The sequence below is a fragment of the Nocardia sp. NPDC055002 genome (assembly GCF_053608825.1).
In genome coordinates, this window is record NZ_JBSGWE010000013.1 from 20,844 (window position 1) to 36,655 (window position 15,812).

Here is a 15,812-nt window from a genome sequence, read left to right on the forward strand (position 1 = left end):
CTCAGTACGGGTTGGCTCGGTCCAGCCAGCGCGCGTCGAGTTCCGTCGCGCGCTGCCGGGTGAAGGAAATGCGCGCCGGATCGCCGTCGGCGGTATAGCGCTGGTCCGGGTTCGCGGCGAGCCAGTCCAGCCAATAGGCCGAATCGAACGGGACCGCACCCCGGCCCGATCGGATGCGCGGCACCCCGCCGGGGTCGACCGCGCCGTAGGGGGCGGGGGCGGGGTTGGAGCCCACCAGCATCACGGCGTCGAAGCGGTAGGAGGTGCCGTCCCAGTGGCCTGCCGTGGCCAGTGCGTGATCGCGAGGATGGATGCCGAGCGGTAGCGCCATGGTGCGCACGACCGCTCCGGGCGCCGCCGTGGTCACCGCGCGCACGTTCTGCACCAGTTCGCGTTGCACGCCGTCGGCGTCCAGGCTCGCGAGGTTGGCGTGATCGGCTGTGTGCGCGCCGATTTCGTGGCCGTTCGAGACCAGCCATGGCAGCGCGCGCGGGTCTGCGCCGAACGGCTCGTTGTTCACGTAGAAGGTGGCCACCGGGTGGAAGTCGGGGTAGCGGGCGCCGAACTCGGCGAGAATGCCCGCGGCACTGTCCGGTGCCACCGCGCCGGTGTCGGTGAAACCGAGTTGGCTGCCGGTGGAATCGTCGAAGGTGAGTACCACCGGGTGGGTACCGGCGGGCAGGTCGAGGTCGCCGGAGATGTAGTGCGCGGCGGTCACCGGGCGGTAGTTCTCGCGGTACAGCCGTTCGAGTTCGTCCCGGAATTCCGCCGGGGTCTGGTCGTATTCGCCCGCCGGATTCGGGGTGATCTGGTGATACATCAGAACCGGGACGAATCCCAGTTCGTTGGCGGCGATTTCGGCCGGATTCGGCGGTGCCGGTTTCGCCGTCGTCACCGGCACCGTCGTGTGCGCCGGAACCGCGTCATCGTTCACCGTGGTACAGGCCGTGAGTGCGGCCGCCAGCGCTGCCGCCGACACGAGCCGAAACATTGTGTTCGAACCGCCCATCATCAATGCGATATTACGCCGCGGCGACGGATTACAGTCGATCTATCGATACCGAGTACGCCGCGTCGGAACTGCGAAATAGTTGGCGTGTCAATGGTTTTGAAAGGCGGTGTTGACGGTGGAATGGCAGCTCCGATCGGCTGATCGACGGCGATGGATGGCTCCCGTTATCGGTGTTGCCCTCGCGTCGCTGGTCGTCTCCCTGGTAGCCGGATTCGCGCTGAGCAGATCCGCGGAATCGCCCGTCGCCGACACCGTGCCGCCGACATTGCGGATGACACCGACCGATCCGGTGAGCTCCTATCGCGCGCCGGTCGTGGTGCGCGGCACCGCCACCGACACGGCTCGCGTGTCCATCGGACCCGATTCGGTGGTCCCCGCCGCGGACGGGACATTCGAACTCTCGGTGCGATGGGCCCCCGCGTTCGAGGTCGTCGCGACGGACGCCGACGGCAATCAGACCAGCAGCACGGCGGTCACGTCGAGCACGCTGCCGAGGATGCGCGCGGTGCACGTCACCGCGCACGCCTGGTCGCACGAGGGACTGCGCGAAGCTGTCCTCGATCTCGCTCGTGAGGGCCGTATCGACACCGTGCAGCTCGACATCAAAGACGAGGACGGCGTGATCGGCTACGCCTCCCAGGTGCCGCTCGCCCTCGAATCCGGTGCCGCCGCGGCGATCTACGATGCCCCGGCGGCTCTGCGGCAATTGCACGATATGGGCCTGCAGGTAGTCGGGCGTATCGTCGCATTCCGCGATCCGACTCTCGCGGGCTGGGCCTGGCACAACGGCCGACCCGACTGGGTTGTCCAGAATCCTTCCGGGCAACCCTATTCCAGCCACTACGGCCCGATCGCCTTCACCAATTTCGCCAACCCCGACGTTCGTGGATACAACATCGCTCTCGCGGTAGAGGCAGCGCAACTCGGCTTCGACGGCATCATGTACGACTACGTCCGCCGCCCCGACGGCAGCCTGAACAGCATGCGTTTCGCCGGCCTCACCGATACCCCCGCGGTCGCGGTCGCCGGGTTCCTCGCCGAGAGTCGCTACCCCGTGCACGTCGCGGGGGCGCACCTGAGCGCGGCGGTCTACGGAATCGCCTCCACCCGCCCGGACGAGATCGCCCAGGACATCCCGCTCATCGCCCGCAGCGTCGATTTCGTCGCGCCCATGATCTACCCGTCGCACTGGGGCCCCGGCGAATACGGCGTCGCGAACCCCAACGACCAGCCCTACGACATCATCTTCCGCTCACTGCAGGACTTCACGGCGGCCACGGCGGGCACGGGTGCGAAAGTGGCCCCGTGGCTCCAGGACTTCAGCCTCGGCGTCACCTACGGCGACGCCGAACTCCGCGCCCAGATCGCCGCCACCCGAGACGCGGGCATCGACAGTTTCTTCCTCTGGAACGCCGCCACCCGCTACCACGGCGGCGGCCTCCAACCGGCCTGACGCGGAACAGGTTTCGCAACGACAACGAGCTGACCCCCGACAGGACACAGCGCGGATCATCGCCCCCACCTCACCCGTCACCGATGAACCGCCCAGAACCCCCGCCGGGGGCTTTCGAACTACTCGGCTGTTTCCGTCGGGTCCAGGCCGGCCTGTTTCGGCGCTGCGGGAACCCACTCACGCAGCGGTTGCATCACCGCGCCGTAGAAGGCGTCGGTGGCTGTGGTGACGCTGGCGATGAAGCTGGCAGCGGTGCCCGAGCGTTTGTTGCCCATCGGGAAGGTCTGTTCGAGGGTGAACGAGACAATCGGGGTGGTGCGGCCGTCGATGAGTGACTTGGGCGTGGTGCGGACGGTGTCGAGGAATTCGCATGTTTCGTTGCCACGTTCGGCGAAGACTGCTTCGACCTGGACGCGGCCGGGCGCATCGGTGAGCTGTTTGGTCAGCCACGACACACGGCGGGCTTGTGTGCCCTCGTCGGGCGCGGCGATGGTGGTGCGGCAGCGGACCTTGTTCGTCCGCACATCGGCGATGACAGTGAGGTCGCCCGCGGTTTCGGGGATGCGCAGAACGGCCTCGAACGAACCGTCGGTGGCCAGCCGTTCGGCGACGGCGGCGGCCCGCACCGCCGGATCCGACTGGAACTTGCGGGCGAGGACGTGCTTGACCTCGACACCGAGTTCGGCGGTGAGCCGCAGCGCGAGGTGCCTGCACAGCGACACCCATGTGTCGGCGACCGTCAGCGCTTTCGCGTCGCCCGCCCGCAGTGTTCCCTGGGTGACGGCGTCACGGACGGTGACCCAGTGTCTGCCCATGTCGACGAACTCGGCCGCACCCGAACGTGGATGATCGAGGAAGCGCAGGAACTCGGCGAGAATCCAGGCTTGCAGTGCGTCGTCGATACCACCGTGTGTGGTGAGCATGCGCGCCTCGTGGGCCACTTCGGCCCACGACAGGTGACGCAGTGCCACTTTCGTCAGCTTGCGACGGTCCACTTGGACGGGTAGTTCGCCCGGCCCGGCGGGGATGTCGTTGGACAGGCTGACGACGGCGTCATACTTCTTTCGCCGCGCGACGTCGAGGTAGCTCTCCAGCTGATCTCGCCGGAGCTTGCCATTGCCCGTCTTCACTTCCAGCAGCCCGGTCCACTGTTTGGCACCGCGACTCACCTTCAACACCGCGTCCGGGATGACTTTGGTATCGCCCGATTCGTACTGCACTTCGAGATAGCCCTCGAAAGCCCCAGCGGGTGCGCCCATTCGAGCACAGATTGCCCTGGCGAAGGGCCGTACGGCCTGCATGGTGGCGATGAGTGCGGAGGTGGTGCGCCGTTCCTGTTCCTCGCCCGCGCCGACCCCGATGACCGAGAACAACCGAGCGGGTTGCCAGGTATCCGATTCGGCCTGCCTGAATTCGATCGGCTTGGGTTTGCGCACAACGCGCCTGGCGGTTGCTACTCCGCGCGACGGTGTTTGCACGGCGGGGGGCTCGGGGACAACGACTTCCGGCTCAGCGGGTGCCGGCGCAGTGTCCTCGACAGTGACCCCGAAATCGGTTGCCAGCCCGGACAGGCCCGACTCCCAGCCCTGCCCGACAGCCCGCACCTTCCAGTTGCCGTCGCGCCGATATACCTCGCCGAAGACGAATGCCGACTCCGTGTCCGCGTCGGCCGTCAGATATTCGGCCAGCGAATGCCCGGCCGGATCGATGACGTGGAACGCGAGTTTGCCCAGCGCACCGAATGTGCCCTCGCCGACGCTGCCCGCCAATGCGATGGTGTGGACGTGCACGGGAACCGCCGACAGGTCGATCGAGATCCTGGCTTGCTTTCCTTCCTCGGTGGCGCTCGTTCCAAGGAAACATACTGAGCCGTCGGGTGATTCGGTCTGGTTGTAGAAGACGAAGTCGGCATCGGACCCGACGCGCCGGTCGGCGCCGAGTAGCAGCGCGGAGGCGTCGACTTCGATCTCGGGTTCCGGCCAACCGATCACGATGTCGACGCGGTCGACATCCTCGGGAAGCGGAATGTTCTGGCCCTTGGACAGCAGCGGAGACGACACAGTGGCGGTTCACCCTTCGAAGGTCGGCGTTCAGTCGCAAGGCTGATGCAGCCGACCCGCTCGCTGACCCCCTTGGCGCACACCGCGATGGCATGACGGTGCCGAGGGTTGTCGGCGGCGAAACCTACTCTGTTACACGGATCACGTTTGAATGATCGCCCGAATGGAAAGGGAGCTACTTCGGATCGCGTTCCGGTAGGGGTCTTTCCACGATGTCCGGGCGGCCGAGGGAGGTGCGGACTCGGCGTTTGGCGGCGGTGTAGACCTGGGCGGTTTCGGCGGCTACCACGTCCCAGGCGAAGTCGGCGGTGAGGCGTTCGCGGGCGGTGTGGGCGCGGGCCTGGGCGGTGGCCGGGTCGTCGAGGACGGCGCGGGTCGCGTCCACCAGGCCGTCGATGTCGGCGGGGGCGAAGGACGCGCCGGTGACGCCGTCGATCACCGCTTCGCCCAAACCGCCTGCGGTGGAGGCGATCAGGGGAACGCCCGCGGCGGCGGCCTCGAGGGCGACGATGCCGAAGGGTTCGTAGCGGCTCGGCAGGACGATGGCGTCGGCGCCGTGCAGCCAGCCGAGGAGTTCGTCGTGGCCGAGGCTGCCGACGAAGTGGACCGCGCGGGCGACGCGGTGCACGCGGGCGCGTTCACGCAGCCACTCGAACTGGGTGCCGACACCGGCGACGGTGAGCGTGGTGCCGGGGTGGGCGCGGCGGATGCGGGGGAGAGCGGCGATCGCGTCCTGCACACCCTTCTCGTACTCGAGGCGGCCGACGTAGAGCAAGCGCGGCGGGCCGGAGCGCGGCGCGCGGGAACGAAAGGTCCAGGAGCCGACGTCGATGCCGTTGCGGATCACCGTGATCGGCGCGAGCTCGGGTCCGTAGAGCCGGTCGACTTCGTCCTGCATGGAGGTCGAGCAGGTGATGAGCTGATCGGACTCGTTGGTCAGCCACCACTCCACCGAGTGGACCTGCTTGTTGACCCGGCCCGACACCCAGCCGCTGTGGCGCCCGGCCTCGGTGGCGTGGATCGTCGAGACGAGCGGCACGTCGTAGTACTCGGCGAGCGCGATGGACGGGTGCGCGACGAGCCAGTCGTGCGCGTGCACCACATCGGGCGTCCAGCCCTCGCCGACGCCGGGCTTGCCGAGCGCTACCCCGGCACGCACCATCGCGTGCCCCATGGCCAGCGTCCAGGCGAGCATGTCCTCGCCGAAGTCGAAGCACGGCGGGTCCTCGGCCACCGCGACGACGAGCACGCCGTCGGCGATGTAGGAGTGGGTGGGGTGGGTGAGCGAGTCGGTTCCCGTTGGCCGGCGTGCCAGGACGACGACCTCGTGACCGGCCGCGGCCAGCTCGACGGCCAGGTGATGCACATGCCGACCGAGCCCACCGACCACGACCGGCGGGTACTCCCACGACACCATCAAAATCTTCATGCGGATCCTTCAACGGCGGCCGACGGGACAGCGGTCGGCAACCGCCGCGCGTCCAGACCAGGGAAGAATCCGTCGGCCATCGCCCATCCTGCCGCGAGACGGGCCGCTTTGGCGAACTGACCGGCGCCGATCGCCTCAGCGAGCTCGCGGACGGCGTGCGCGTGTTCGTGGGCCCGATCGCGGGCGTACCCGGCGGCGGAGTCCTTGCTGACCATGAACGCCCAGTCGCTGGAGACGGTGAGAATCGCCTCACGCAGCAACTGATCGGCGACCGGGTCGCGCAGCGATCCGTCGCGGCGCACCTTGTCGAGGGTGTCCAGGGCCAGGCGAACGATGTCGGCGTTGAGCTCGACGAGGTCGGCGACCTGGTCGCCCGCCCAGACCCGCCAGTCCTTGCCCGAACCCCACGAGGAGTCGTTGAGCTGCACAGGTTCGCCGACGAAGCCCTTCTCGCGGGCATCGGCGAGGGTGCCGACGTTCACCCCCGCGTCGGGCAGCGCGCGCAGCACCTGTTCGAGCCACTGCGGCCCCTCGTGCCACCAGTGCCCGAACAGCTCGGTGTCGAACGCGGCCACCACGAGGGCCGGCCTGCCGATCCGCGCGGACTCCTCGATCAGCCGGGCACGGACGGTCTCGACGAAGTCGGCGACGTCGCGGGTGACCGCTTCGGCCGCCAGTTCGGGATCGTAAGGGGCCTTGTCAGGACCGTCGACGGTCTTGCCGGTGACGCGCGAGGGTTTGAGCCCGGTCGCGTGGTCGTAGTGGTGAAAATCTCGGTAGGCGCTCTGGCCGGGGTAGCCCTGTTTCGGCGACCAGACCCGGTAGCTCACGGCCAGGTCGCGTCCGAAGGCGACGACCTCGGAATCGCGGACCGGCCTGCCGAGCGAGGTGTCGCCGCGCAGCGAGGGGCCGTCGACCATGAAGTGGGTGATGCCCGCGGCGTCGTAGCCCCGTTCCATGCCGGGTGTGTAGCCGCATTCGGGCGCCCAGATGCCGGTCGGTGTGGTGCCCCAGCGCAGGTGCGCGTCGGCCAGGCCCTCGGTGAGCTGGAACTGGCGCAGGCGCGGATCGAGCAGCGGCTGGAACGGGTGCGCCAGCGGTCCGCCGAGCAGTTCGATCGCGTCGGCGTCGATCAGCGACCGCCAGACCGGCGAACCGCCGTGCTGCCAGTTCTGTTCGAAATCGGCCAGCGCTGTCGCGGCGAGCCGATGTTCGTGACGGCCCAGCGCCACATTTCCCGACATCGACGCCTCGTCGGCGCGCAACTGCCAGTTGCCCAGCCAGTGATGCATGCCCGCGAGGCAGTGTGGATCGTCGAGCTGCGCGGCGAGCACCGGTGTGATGCCGAGGCTCAGCAGATGCGAACGCCCTTCGGCGGCAAGATTTTTCAGCACCTTGACCAGCGGCAGATAGGACGCGGCCCAGGACTGGTAGAGCCATTCCTCGCCGACCGGCCAGCGCCCGTGATGGGCGAGCCACGGCAAGTGGGAGTGCAGGACCAGTGTGAACTGGCCCGGCACGGCGGAGCGGGAATCGGTCAATTTCTTGCCTTCTCGGCATCTGCCTTTTCGGCGATCGCGACCAGATCCAGGCTCGCGTCGATATCGCCCGCGCGCAGGTCGAAATCGTCGATGGTGACAGCGGCGACGTCGGCGGTGAGGTCGGCGGGCCACGGCTCCCCCGCCAGCGCGCGCTCGATCTGGGCGTCGATGAACGACCCACCGTGCTTGGCGTCCAGCGCTTTCAGGCTCGCACCGTGGTGCACGCCCAGCATCTCGGAGACGGTGAACCCGGCGTCGACGAGCAGTTCGGTCAGCTCGGCGGCGTTGAGTTCGCGGGTGTGGAACGGGTTGAGGGGGGTGTCGCGACCGGGGGAGAAGGTGATGCGATTCGGGGTGCTGATCAGCAGCACGCCGCCGGGGCGCAGCACGCGCAGGCACTCGCGCAGGAACTGTCCCTGGTCCCAGAGATGTTCGATGACTTGGAAATTCACCACGACGTCGACGGATTCGTCGTCGAGGGGCAGCGCGGCGAGATTGCCCTGGATCATCTGCACGCGCGGGTAGCGCGCGCGGACGTGCGCGACGGCGCTCTCGTCGTAGTCCAGACCGGTGACGCGCTGGGCGACGCCCGCGATCATGTCGGCGCCGTAGCCCTCGCCCGAGCCCGCCTCGAGCACGATCTTGTCGGTGCAGCGGTCGAGCAGTCGGGCGTAGGCGATCTCGTGCCGGCGGAACCAGTAGTTCTCCTCGGCGATGCCGGGCACCGTCCGCTCGCCGGTCAACGGCAGTGGTTCATGTGTGGCGGCCACGGGTGCGGCAGGGATCACAGCCTCGCTCATTGGTCCGAGGTTACTGGTACCGCCGGTTCACGCAGGAGTCAGGGACCTCTTGCGCGGGTAGGTTACCCACGGGTAACTTAGCGTAGGGTAGTGTTCCGATCTGAGCTAGATATCTCACACGGACGTACGGCTCAGCTCGTGCGGCCCCACCACACACGTGTCCCCAGAAGGAGGTCGACGAAGACCGATGCCGAACATCGTCGTACTCATCAAGCAGGTCCCCGACACCTGGTCCGAGCGCAAGCTGACCGATGGTGACTACACCCTCGACCGCGAGGCCGCCGACGCGGTGCTCGACGAGATCAACGAGCGCGCCGTCGAAGAAGCGCTGCTGATCAAGGAGGCCCAGGGCGGCGAGGTCACCGTGCTGGCCGCCGGTCCCGACCGCGCCAACGAGGCCATCCGCAAGGCGCTGTCCATGGGCGCCGACAAGGCCATCCACATCAACGACCCGGCGATCCACGGCTCCGACGCCGTGCAGACCGCCTACGTGCTGGCCGCCGCGCTCGGCCAGGTCGAGGGTGTCGAGCTGGTCATCGCCGGTAACGAGGCCACCGACGGCCGCGCCGGTGCCGTGCCCGCGATCATCGCGGAGTACATCGGCATCCCGCAGCTGACGCACCTGCGCAAGCTCACCGTCGACGGCGACAAGATCACCGGCGAGCGGGAGACCGACGAAGGTGTCTTCAAGCTCGAGGCGTCCCTGCCTGCGATCGTCTCGGTCACCGAGAAGATCAACGAGCCTCGCTTCCCCTCCTTCAAGGGCATCATGGCCGCGAAGAAGAAGGAAGTTCTGGTCTTCACCCTGGCCGACCTGGGCGTCGACCCGGAGACCGTCGGTGTCGCCAACGCGGGCACCCAGGTCACCAGCGCCACCCCGAAGCCGGCTCGCACCGCGGGCGAGAAGATCGCGGACGAGGGCGAGGGCGGCAACCAGATCGCGTCCTACCTCATCGGTCAGAAGATCATCTGATCCGGCGCCGTCCGAGACTTCTAAGGAGAAAGAACTAATGGCTGAAGTACTTGTGCTCATCGAGCACGCCGACGGTGCCGTGAAGAAGGTCAGCACCGAACTGCTCACCGCCGCCCGTGCGCTGGGCGAGCCCGCCGCCGTCGTGACCGGTCCCGCCGGTACCGCCGACAAGCTGGCCGCCGCGCTGGCCGCCGGTGGCGCCGAGAAGATCTATGTCGCCGAGTCCGACGACATCGAGGGCTTCCTGGTCACCCCGAAGGTCGACGTCCTGGCCGGCCTGGTCGATTCCGCCGCGCCCGCCGCCGTGCTGGTCGCCGCCTCCGCCGAGGGCAAGGAGGTGTCGGGCCGCCTTGCCGCGCGCATCGGCTCCGGTCTGCTCGTCGACGTCATCGGCGTCAACGCCGACGGCTCCGCTGTGCACTCCATCTTCGGTGGCGCGTTCACCGTCGAGGCCAAGGCCACCGGCGACGTGCCGGTGATCTCGGTGCGCCCCGGCGCCATCGAGGCCGCTCCGCAGGCCGGCGCCGGCGAGCAGGTCGTCGTCGAGGTTCCGGCGCAGGAAGACGGCGTCGTGAAGGTCATCTCGCGTGACCCGATCGTCGGTGGCGACCGCCCCGATCTCGCCGAGGCGAGCATCGTGGTCTCCGGTGGCCGCGGCGTCGGTTCCGCCGAGAACTTCTCGGTCGTCGAGGCGCTGGCCGACTCGCTGGGTGCCGCTGTCGGCGCCTCGCGTGCCGCCGTCGACTCGGGCTACTACCCGGGCCAGTTCCAGGTGGGTCAGACCGGCAAGACGGTCTCCCCGCAGCTCTACATCGCACTGGGCATCTCCGGCGCCATCCAGCACCGCGCCGGCATGCAGACCTCGAAGACCATCGTCGCTGTCAACAAGGACGAGGAAGCACCCATCTTCGAGATCGCCGACTACGGCATCGTGGGCGACCTGTTCAACGTCTCCCCGCAGCTGACCGAAGCGGTCAAGTCCCACAAGGGCTGATCACCACCCGGTCGGTTCGACCTCGGCCCGCGAAACCTGTTGTCTCCACAACAGGCTTCGCGGGCCGTTGTCGTTCGGTGCGCCCCAACTGATGAGGGCGGCCGTTTCGCCATATTTGAGGCAGATCTGTTTCAGAATTAGCGACGACGGTGAATCGACGCCGGCGGAGATGAGGATTCTTATGTGGAAGACCGTAGTGGCCGGTGGGCTCGTCGGGGCGGCGTTGATCGGTGGTGGTGGTGTTGCGGCGGCGTCGGGTAGTGCCGTGTCCGACGCGAGGGATGTCGCGGACACCGCCGCGTCCAGTGGTTCCGGTGACCTGGGAAGTGTCGTAGGTATTCCGCTGTTCTTGCTGCACAACTTCATTGAGAACCAGTTCCTGTGTCCGCTTGCCTCGGCCAGTGGTGAGCCGCCGTGCGAGTATCGCGGTATCGGATAGATCGGCCCGACCTGGTCTGATCGACCTGTTGAGTCGGTGTCGGCAGGCTGGGTTGATGTCGTTTCTGCTGTGTGGAATCGGCAGCGGATACTGTCCGTAGATCCAGCCGTCGAGTTCTGCCGCTGAAGTGCTTGCGTGCGACGTGGACCGCGATCCCTGTAGCGTGCGGGTTGTGTTGGAATCGGGGGCGGGCTTCGCTGGATATCGCTTGGAGCGGGTGCTCGGGCAAGGGGGGATGGGGACGGTTTATCTGGCCGAGCATCCTCGGTTGCCGCGCAGCGTCGCGCTGAAATTGCTGAATCGGGAGTTCTCGGCCGATCAGGAACTGCAGCGGCGGTTCGAGCGGGAGGCCGATGTTGTCGCGCAGCTGGATCATCCGAGCATCGTCGGGGTGTACGACCGTGGCAGCGATGACGGGTATCTGTGGATCGCGATGCAGTTCATTCGCGGAACCGATGCCGCCACCTGGGATTCGCGTGCGCACGAGCCGGGGGTCACCGCGCGCCTGATCGGGGAAACGGCGTCGGCACTGGACTACGCCAACCAGCACGGGGTGCTGCACCGGGACGTGAAGCCGGGCAACATCCTGATCGCCGACGCCGAACACGGTCGTGAAATCCGGGCGGTACTCACCGATTTCGGGATCGCCCGGGTGGCCACCGCCAACACCCAGCTCACGGCGACGGGGACTTTCACCGCCACCCTCGCCTACGCCTCACCCGAGCAGCTCTCCGGTGAGATCGTCGACCATCGCAGCGACCAGTACTCGCTGGCCTGCACCCTGTTCGCGATGTATGCCGGTCATCCGCCCTATACCGCCACCAACCCCGGACAGGTGGTCGCCGGCCACCTGTCGCAGCCGGTGCCGCGGCTCACCTCGGTCAGAACGGATCTGCCGCCCGCGGTCGACGGCGTCATCGCCCGCGCGATGGCCAAGCGTCGCGACGAGAGATTCGGCAGCGCGACGGAATTCACCGATGTATTGCGGGACGTGCTCGAGGGGAGGCATGTCGCCGCGCCGACCGTGCGTCAGCCGTGGACCGACTCCGAGCACCGGGTCCCTGGCTCGGGTGAACACGCGCAGCGGCCGTGGACAGATCCCGCCCAGCGGTGGCACGGCTCCGAGGGGCACCCGCAGCAGTCCGTCCCATCCGGGTACGTCCAGCAGCCCGCCCCGCAGGCATTCGGCTCCGGTGGGCAGGGGCAGGCGGGTTGGGGGCGTGCGGAATACGGTGTGCCGGTCGGCGATCCGCGGATATACCCGGGTCCGTGGCAGCAGGCCCCGGTCGGTGGCCCGGAGCCGTCGAAGGCCGCCGCGTTCTTCGTCGGCATCGTGACGCTGCTGTTCAGTCTGTCGATCGCGGCTTTCCTGATCTACGGCATCACCGAAACCCTCGACGAGATCGACCGGGGCAAGGATCCGAGCGGGTCGTTCATTGCGATCGCGATTCTCACCGTCGTCGTCGCGTTCACCGGCAGCGGCGCGATACTGCTGCTGTGCGCGCGCACCGCCGGTCGTGTCATGTCGATCATCACCGCGGTGCTCGTCGGGCTCTTCGCGCTGTTCGGGGTCATCGGGTCGGCGGTGGGCGAGGTCTACGCCGCGACCGCCGCCAGTGCTGCGGTGTTCGTCCTCGCGGCGGCGCTGGTCGGTTTCGCGGCATCACCGTCGACCGGGCGCTGGATCCGGTATCGCAAGGCGGTGCGCGCGAGTCGCTGGCGATGACCTGCGGTGTAGCCGGCGGTCAGTAGGGTGGGCTGATGTCGTCGGGGCGTGTGGCGGTGGTGCTGCCATCGTCGGTCGAGGAGACGGTTCGCGCGGTGTTCGGTGCGGCCGGGGCGCGGTGGATCGATGCGTTGCCCGAGGTGGTGGCCGGGTTGGCCGCGCGGTGGGGGCTGACGGAGTTCTCCGCGCCGTTCGGTGGCGGAACGCATGCCTATGTGGCGGCCGCGCGGCGCGTGGGCGGGGCATGGGTGGTGTTGAAGGTGCCGATGGTCGACGAGGAGAACCTCGCCGAGGCCACCGCGCTACACAGCTATGACGGCGACGGTGCGGTCCGGCTGCTCGATTTCGACCCGGCCAGCGGTGCGATGCTGCTCGAATGGGCCCGTCCGGGCACGGAATTGCTCACCCAGCCGGGGTTCCCCAGCCTGGAGGGGCGACCGGAGAACGCCGACAAGGTGGCGTTCGCCTGCGGGTTGTATCGCCGCCTGCGGCGCCCCGCGACCACGGTTCCCGCCGGTTTCCCGGAACTGCCCGTGGCCATCGACATCGTGACCGGTCTGCGTGCGCGGCTGGCCGATCCGGAACCCGCACTGGCCGAACACATCTCACCGCTGCTGCGAGAACGGGCAGCGCGCGGGTGCGCCGAGTTGAGCGAGCCGGCCGGTGAACTGCTGATCGTCAACCGCGACACCCATCTCGGCAATATCGTGGCCGCCGAACGTGAACCGTGGCTGCTGATCGACCCGAAACCCTGCCTCGGCGAAGCCGCCTTCGACGCGGGCTTCCTGATCATGATCCAGGTTCAGACGATGCCGACCCCCGAACACGCGCGCGCCGTCGTCGTCACGACCGCGCGTCACCTCGATGTTCCGATCGACCGCGCGGGCGCCTGGGCTTTCCTGCGCGCGATCGAGGAGATCGTCTGGTCGGTCGAGGACGGCGACGACGACACCCTGCCACTGCACGTGGCGGTCGCGACGGCGCTGGCAGGCGACCCGTGGCGATCCGGCGACCCGATCTGAACGGCCGGGGCCACCACGACTCACGGTCGGTGCAGCGCATCCAGCAGGGTCTGCACGATCGGGTTCTCGCGCGCGTCCTCGCGCAGGACCGCCGACACCGGGATGCGAAGGCGGTGGTCGGTGAGGTCGAGGGTGAGCAGGCCCTTGGTAGGGCCCTCGTAGAGGATCGTCCAGGACTCGGGGCGGTTGAGCAGCTCCATCGTGGCGGTGTGATCGGGCGGGATCGGCGGGCCGAAGGTGGGCCCGGTCGGGAGGTCGGCGAAGGCCGAGCGGATCAGTGTGTGCAACAACACCTGCTCCTGCTCGGGCGGGAGCAGCAGGGGATAGGGGCTCAGATCGGCGAGGGTGACCGCGCCGCGTTCGGCCAGCGGATGATTGCTCGAGATGGCGATCACCAGGTCCTCGACCCACAGCTGTTCCACCGCGAGGCCGGGCTGTTCGACACTGCCGCGGATCAAGGCCAGATCACAGTCGCCGTCGGCCACCGCGGTGATCCGCTGCCGGAACGGCTTGATCACGTATTCGATCTCGGCGTCGGGGTGGGCGGCGCGCGCGGTGGCGATCGCCGACAGCGAGGGCGCGGCGAAAGACATGTTGGCGGCCAAGCGAATTCGCGGTCCGGTGGTGCGCACGGCGGCACGGATCGCCGATTCCAGGCTCAGCATCTGCTTGGCCAGTGGCAGCAGGCGCGAGGTCGCGTCGGTCGGGACGACGGCGCGGGTGGTGCGCTCGAACAGTTGCGCGCCGAGGTCACGTTCCAGTCTCGCGATCTGATGGCTGATCGCGGATTGGGAGATGAAGCAGCGGTTGGCCGCGCGGCTGAAACTGAGCTCCTCGCAGACGGCCACGAAGTAGGCCAACTGTCGAAGTTCCACCAGGTACCTCCTATTGATTAGTTATGCAGATAAGAGTCATCTCTATTATGCGCCCAGGCAGTGGAAACATCTTCGTTCCGCATCGCGTTTACTCATAGGAAAGGACTTATTACCGATCTGGAACGCGATCTTGGAGCGAGTGATCATGGAACACACAGATGTCGTCATCGTCGGCTCGGGCTTCGGAGGCCTGGCCGCAGCCAAGCAACTGGCCAAGTCACGAGTCGGTGTCGTGCTGATCTCGAGCACGCCCGAACACCTGTTCCAGCCGCTGCTGTATCAGGTGGCGACCGGCGTGCTCGCGCCCGAGGAGATCGCGCCGCCGATCAAGAACGTACTGCGCCGCCACCCCGAGATCGACGTCCGCCTCGGCAAGGTCACCGGCATCGACGCGGAGAACGCGGTCCTCACCTACGAGACCGCCGACGGTCCCCGCCAGATCGCCTACGCCTCGCTGATCGCCGCCACCGGCGCCAGCCAGAGCTACTTCGGCCGCGACGACTTCGCCGAGAAGACCTTTTCGCTCAAGACCATCGACGACGCCCAGCGCCTGCGTGACCAGATCGCCCACGTATTCGCCCTGGCCGAGGGTGCCGACGAGGTGACCAGGCATCGCCTGCTCAGCTTCGTGGTGGTCGGCGCGGGCGCGACCGGTGTCGAGGTGGCGGGCCAGATCAAGGAACTCGCGAAACGGCACTTCCATCAGGAGGTTTCGGTGACCCTGGTCGAGGGCGCCGGCGAGGTGCTGCCGCCCTTCGGCGGCGGGCTCTCGGAGTACGCGAAGCGCTCGCTCACCGACAGCGGCGTCGAGGTGCTGCTCGGCACCTTCGTCACCGACATCGACGAGGGCAAGGTGACGGTCAAGGACAAAGAGGGCATGGAGCGCCGGATCGCCGCCGAGACGGTGGTGTGGTCGGCGGGCGTGCAGGTCGGCGGCTTCGCGACCCTGCTCGCCGAGGCCACCGGCGCCGAGACCGACCGCGCGGGCCGCATCCTGATCAACCCCGACCTGACCGTCGGCGGCCACGCCGACATCTACGCCATCGGCGACATGACCTCGCTCAACGGCTACCCCGGCCAGTCGCCGGTCGCCATGCAGGAGGGTCGCCACGCCGCCGACATCATCCGTCGCAAGAAGGACGCGGGCACGCCGTTCGTCTACTGGGACAAGGGCAGCATGGCCGTGATCAGCCGCTTCAGCGCGGTGGTGAAGCTCAACGAGCGCGTGACGTTCAAGGGCACCATCGCCTGGGCGATGTGGCTGGCCGTGCACCTGATGTATCTGGTCGGCTTCCGCAACCGCTTCGCCGCGGTGGCGGGATGGCTGGTCGCGTTCATCGGGACCGCACGACCGGGCTTCGACGAGGCCACCGAGGTTCGAGCCGTCGCCACCAAGACTGACGCCCCGGTCCGGAACGAGGCCGCTCCTGACGTCGTGGCCGAGACCGACTCGCGCGAGCGCGTCACCGTCTGACCCGAAACAGCAAC

13 protein-coding genes are annotated in these 15,812 nt (G+C 67.9%); 7 read left to right on the plus strand and 6 right to left on the minus strand.

What is annotated here, in order from left to right:
* Window position 1 precedes the first annotated feature (1 nt).
* Window positions 2-991 carry a polysaccharide deacetylase family protein gene (locus tag ACWF99_RS32370; RefSeq protein WP_452538238.1) on the minus strand — a complete coding sequence of 330 codons (990 nt, stop codon included), beginning with the start codon at window positions 989-991 and terminating at the stop codon, window positions 2-4.
* Window positions 992-1,166: 175 nt separating this feature from the next.
* On the opposite strand from ACWF99_RS32370, the gene ACWF99_RS32375 reads away from it, so the two are divergent.
* Window positions 1,167-2,465, plus strand: a complete 1,299-nt coding sequence (locus ACWF99_RS32375) for a putative glycoside hydrolase (protein ID WP_452538239.1) — start codon at window positions 1,167-1,169, stop codon at window positions 2,463-2,465.
* A 119-nt stretch (window positions 2,466-2,584) separates the two neighbouring features.
* Here ACWF99_RS32375 and ACWF99_RS32380 read toward each other — a convergent pair whose 3' ends face one another.
* The 4 genes from ACWF99_RS32380 to ACWF99_RS32395 form a co-directional block, all read right to left on the minus strand.
* Window positions 2,585-4,525 (minus strand): TerD family protein, encoded by a 1,941-nt coding sequence (locus ACWF99_RS32380; protein WP_452538240.1) that lies wholly within the window; start codon window positions 4,523-4,525, stop codon window positions 2,585-2,587.
* 175 nt (window positions 4,526-4,700) lie between these two features.
* Complete coding sequence (locus ACWF99_RS32385) at window positions 4,701-5,954, minus strand: glycosyltransferase family 4 protein (protein WP_378633263.1); 1,254 nt, start codon at window positions 5,952-5,954, stop codon at window positions 4,701-4,703.
* On the minus strand, window positions 5,951-7,495 hold the full coding sequence (locus tag ACWF99_RS32390) for a 1,4-alpha-glucan branching protein domain-containing protein (protein ID WP_378651583.1): 1,545 nt from the start codon (window positions 7,493-7,495) through the stop codon (window positions 5,951-5,953). The genes ACWF99_RS32385 and ACWF99_RS32390 overlap by 4 nt, the downstream gene beginning before the upstream one ends.
* Entirely contained in the window at window positions 7,492-8,295 is an 804-nt protein-coding gene (locus ACWF99_RS32395) for a class I SAM-dependent methyltransferase (protein ID WP_452538241.1), read from the minus strand. Before ACWF99_RS32395 ends, ACWF99_RS32390 begins: the two co-directional genes overlap by 4 nt.
* A 187-nt stretch (window positions 8,296-8,482) precedes the next feature.
* On the opposite strand from ACWF99_RS32395, the gene ACWF99_RS32400 reads away from it, so the two are divergent.
* From ACWF99_RS32400 to ACWF99_RS32420, 5 genes are all read left to right on the plus strand, one after another.
* Window positions 8,483-9,268 (plus strand): electron transfer flavoprotein subunit beta/FixA family protein, encoded by a 786-nt coding sequence (locus ACWF99_RS32400; protein ID WP_358105111.1) that lies wholly within the window; start codon window positions 8,483-8,485, stop codon window positions 9,266-9,268.
* A 37-nt stretch (window positions 9,269-9,305) separates the two neighbouring features.
* Window positions 9,306-10,262 (plus strand): electron transfer flavoprotein subunit alpha/FixB family protein, encoded by a 957-nt coding sequence (locus ACWF99_RS32405; RefSeq protein WP_378633270.1) that lies wholly within the window; start codon window positions 9,306-9,308, stop codon window positions 10,260-10,262.
* Window positions 10,263-10,353: 91 nt separating this feature from the next.
* Window positions 10,354-10,701, plus strand: coding sequence for a hypothetical protein (locus ACWF99_RS32410; RefSeq protein ID WP_452538242.1), 348 nt, complete (start codon window positions 10,354-10,356; stop codon window positions 10,699-10,701).
* A gap of 172 nt (window positions 10,702-10,873) precedes the next feature.
* Window positions 10,874-12,427: a protein kinase domain-containing protein gene (locus tag ACWF99_RS32415; RefSeq protein WP_452538243.1), complete on the plus strand. Its 1,554-nt coding sequence runs from the start codon at window positions 10,874-10,876 to the stop codon at window positions 12,425-12,427.
* Between the two features lie 35 nt (window positions 12,428-12,462).
* On the plus strand, window positions 12,463-13,449 hold the full coding sequence (locus ACWF99_RS32420; protein ID WP_452538244.1) for an aminoglycoside phosphotransferase family protein: 987 nt from the start codon (window positions 12,463-12,465) through the stop codon (window positions 13,447-13,449).
* 20 nt (window positions 13,450-13,469) lie between these two features.
* Here ACWF99_RS32420 and ACWF99_RS32425 read toward each other — a convergent pair whose 3' ends face one another.
* Window positions 13,470-14,324, minus strand: a complete 855-nt coding sequence (locus tag ACWF99_RS32425; protein WP_378633279.1) for a LysR family transcriptional regulator — start codon at window positions 14,322-14,324, stop codon at window positions 13,470-13,472.
* 145 nt (window positions 14,325-14,469) lie between these two features.
* On the opposite strand from ACWF99_RS32425, the gene ACWF99_RS32430 reads away from it, so the two are divergent.
* A complete protein-coding gene (locus tag ACWF99_RS32430) occupies window positions 14,470-15,798 on the plus strand; it encodes an NAD(P)/FAD-dependent oxidoreductase (protein ID WP_452538245.1) in 1,329 nt (442 codons plus the stop codon).
* The last annotated feature ends 14 nt before the right edge of the window (window positions 15,799-15,812 follow it).

Excerpts from the sequence above, each read along its gene's own strand:
- ACWF99_RS32370 (WP_452538238.1), bottom strand. The coding sequence starts at position 991 with ATGTTTCGGCTCGTGTCGGCGGCAGCGCTGGCGGCCGCACTCACGGCC.
- ACWF99_RS32375 (WP_452538239.1), top strand. The coding sequence starts at position 1,167 with ATGGCTCCCGTTATCGGTGTTGCCCTCGCGTCGCTGGTCGTCTCCCTG.
- ACWF99_RS32385 (WP_378633263.1), bottom strand. The coding sequence starts at position 5,954 with ATGAAGATTTTGATGGTGTCGTGGGAGTACCCGCCGGTCGTGGTCGGT.
- ACWF99_RS32395 (WP_452538241.1), bottom strand. The coding sequence starts at position 8,295 with ATGAGCGAGGCTGTGATCCCTGCCGCACCCGTGGCCGCCACACATGAA.
- ACWF99_RS32400 (WP_358105111.1), top strand. The coding sequence starts at position 8,483 with ATGCCGAACATCGTCGTACTCATCAAGCAGGTCCCCGACACCTGGTCC.
- ACWF99_RS32405 (WP_378633270.1), top strand. The coding sequence starts at position 9,306 with ATGGCTGAAGTACTTGTGCTCATCGAGCACGCCGACGGTGCCGTGAAG.
- ACWF99_RS32410 (WP_452538242.1), top strand. The coding sequence starts at position 10,354 with ATGAGGGCGGCCGTTTCGCCATATTTGAGGCAGATCTGTTTCAGAATT.
- ACWF99_RS32420 (WP_452538244.1), top strand. The coding sequence starts at position 12,463 with ATGTCGTCGGGGCGTGTGGCGGTGGTGCTGCCATCGTCGGTCGAGGAG.
- ACWF99_RS32430 (WP_452538245.1), top strand. The coding sequence starts at position 14,470 with ATGGAACACACAGATGTCGTCATCGTCGGCTCGGGCTTCGGAGGCCTG.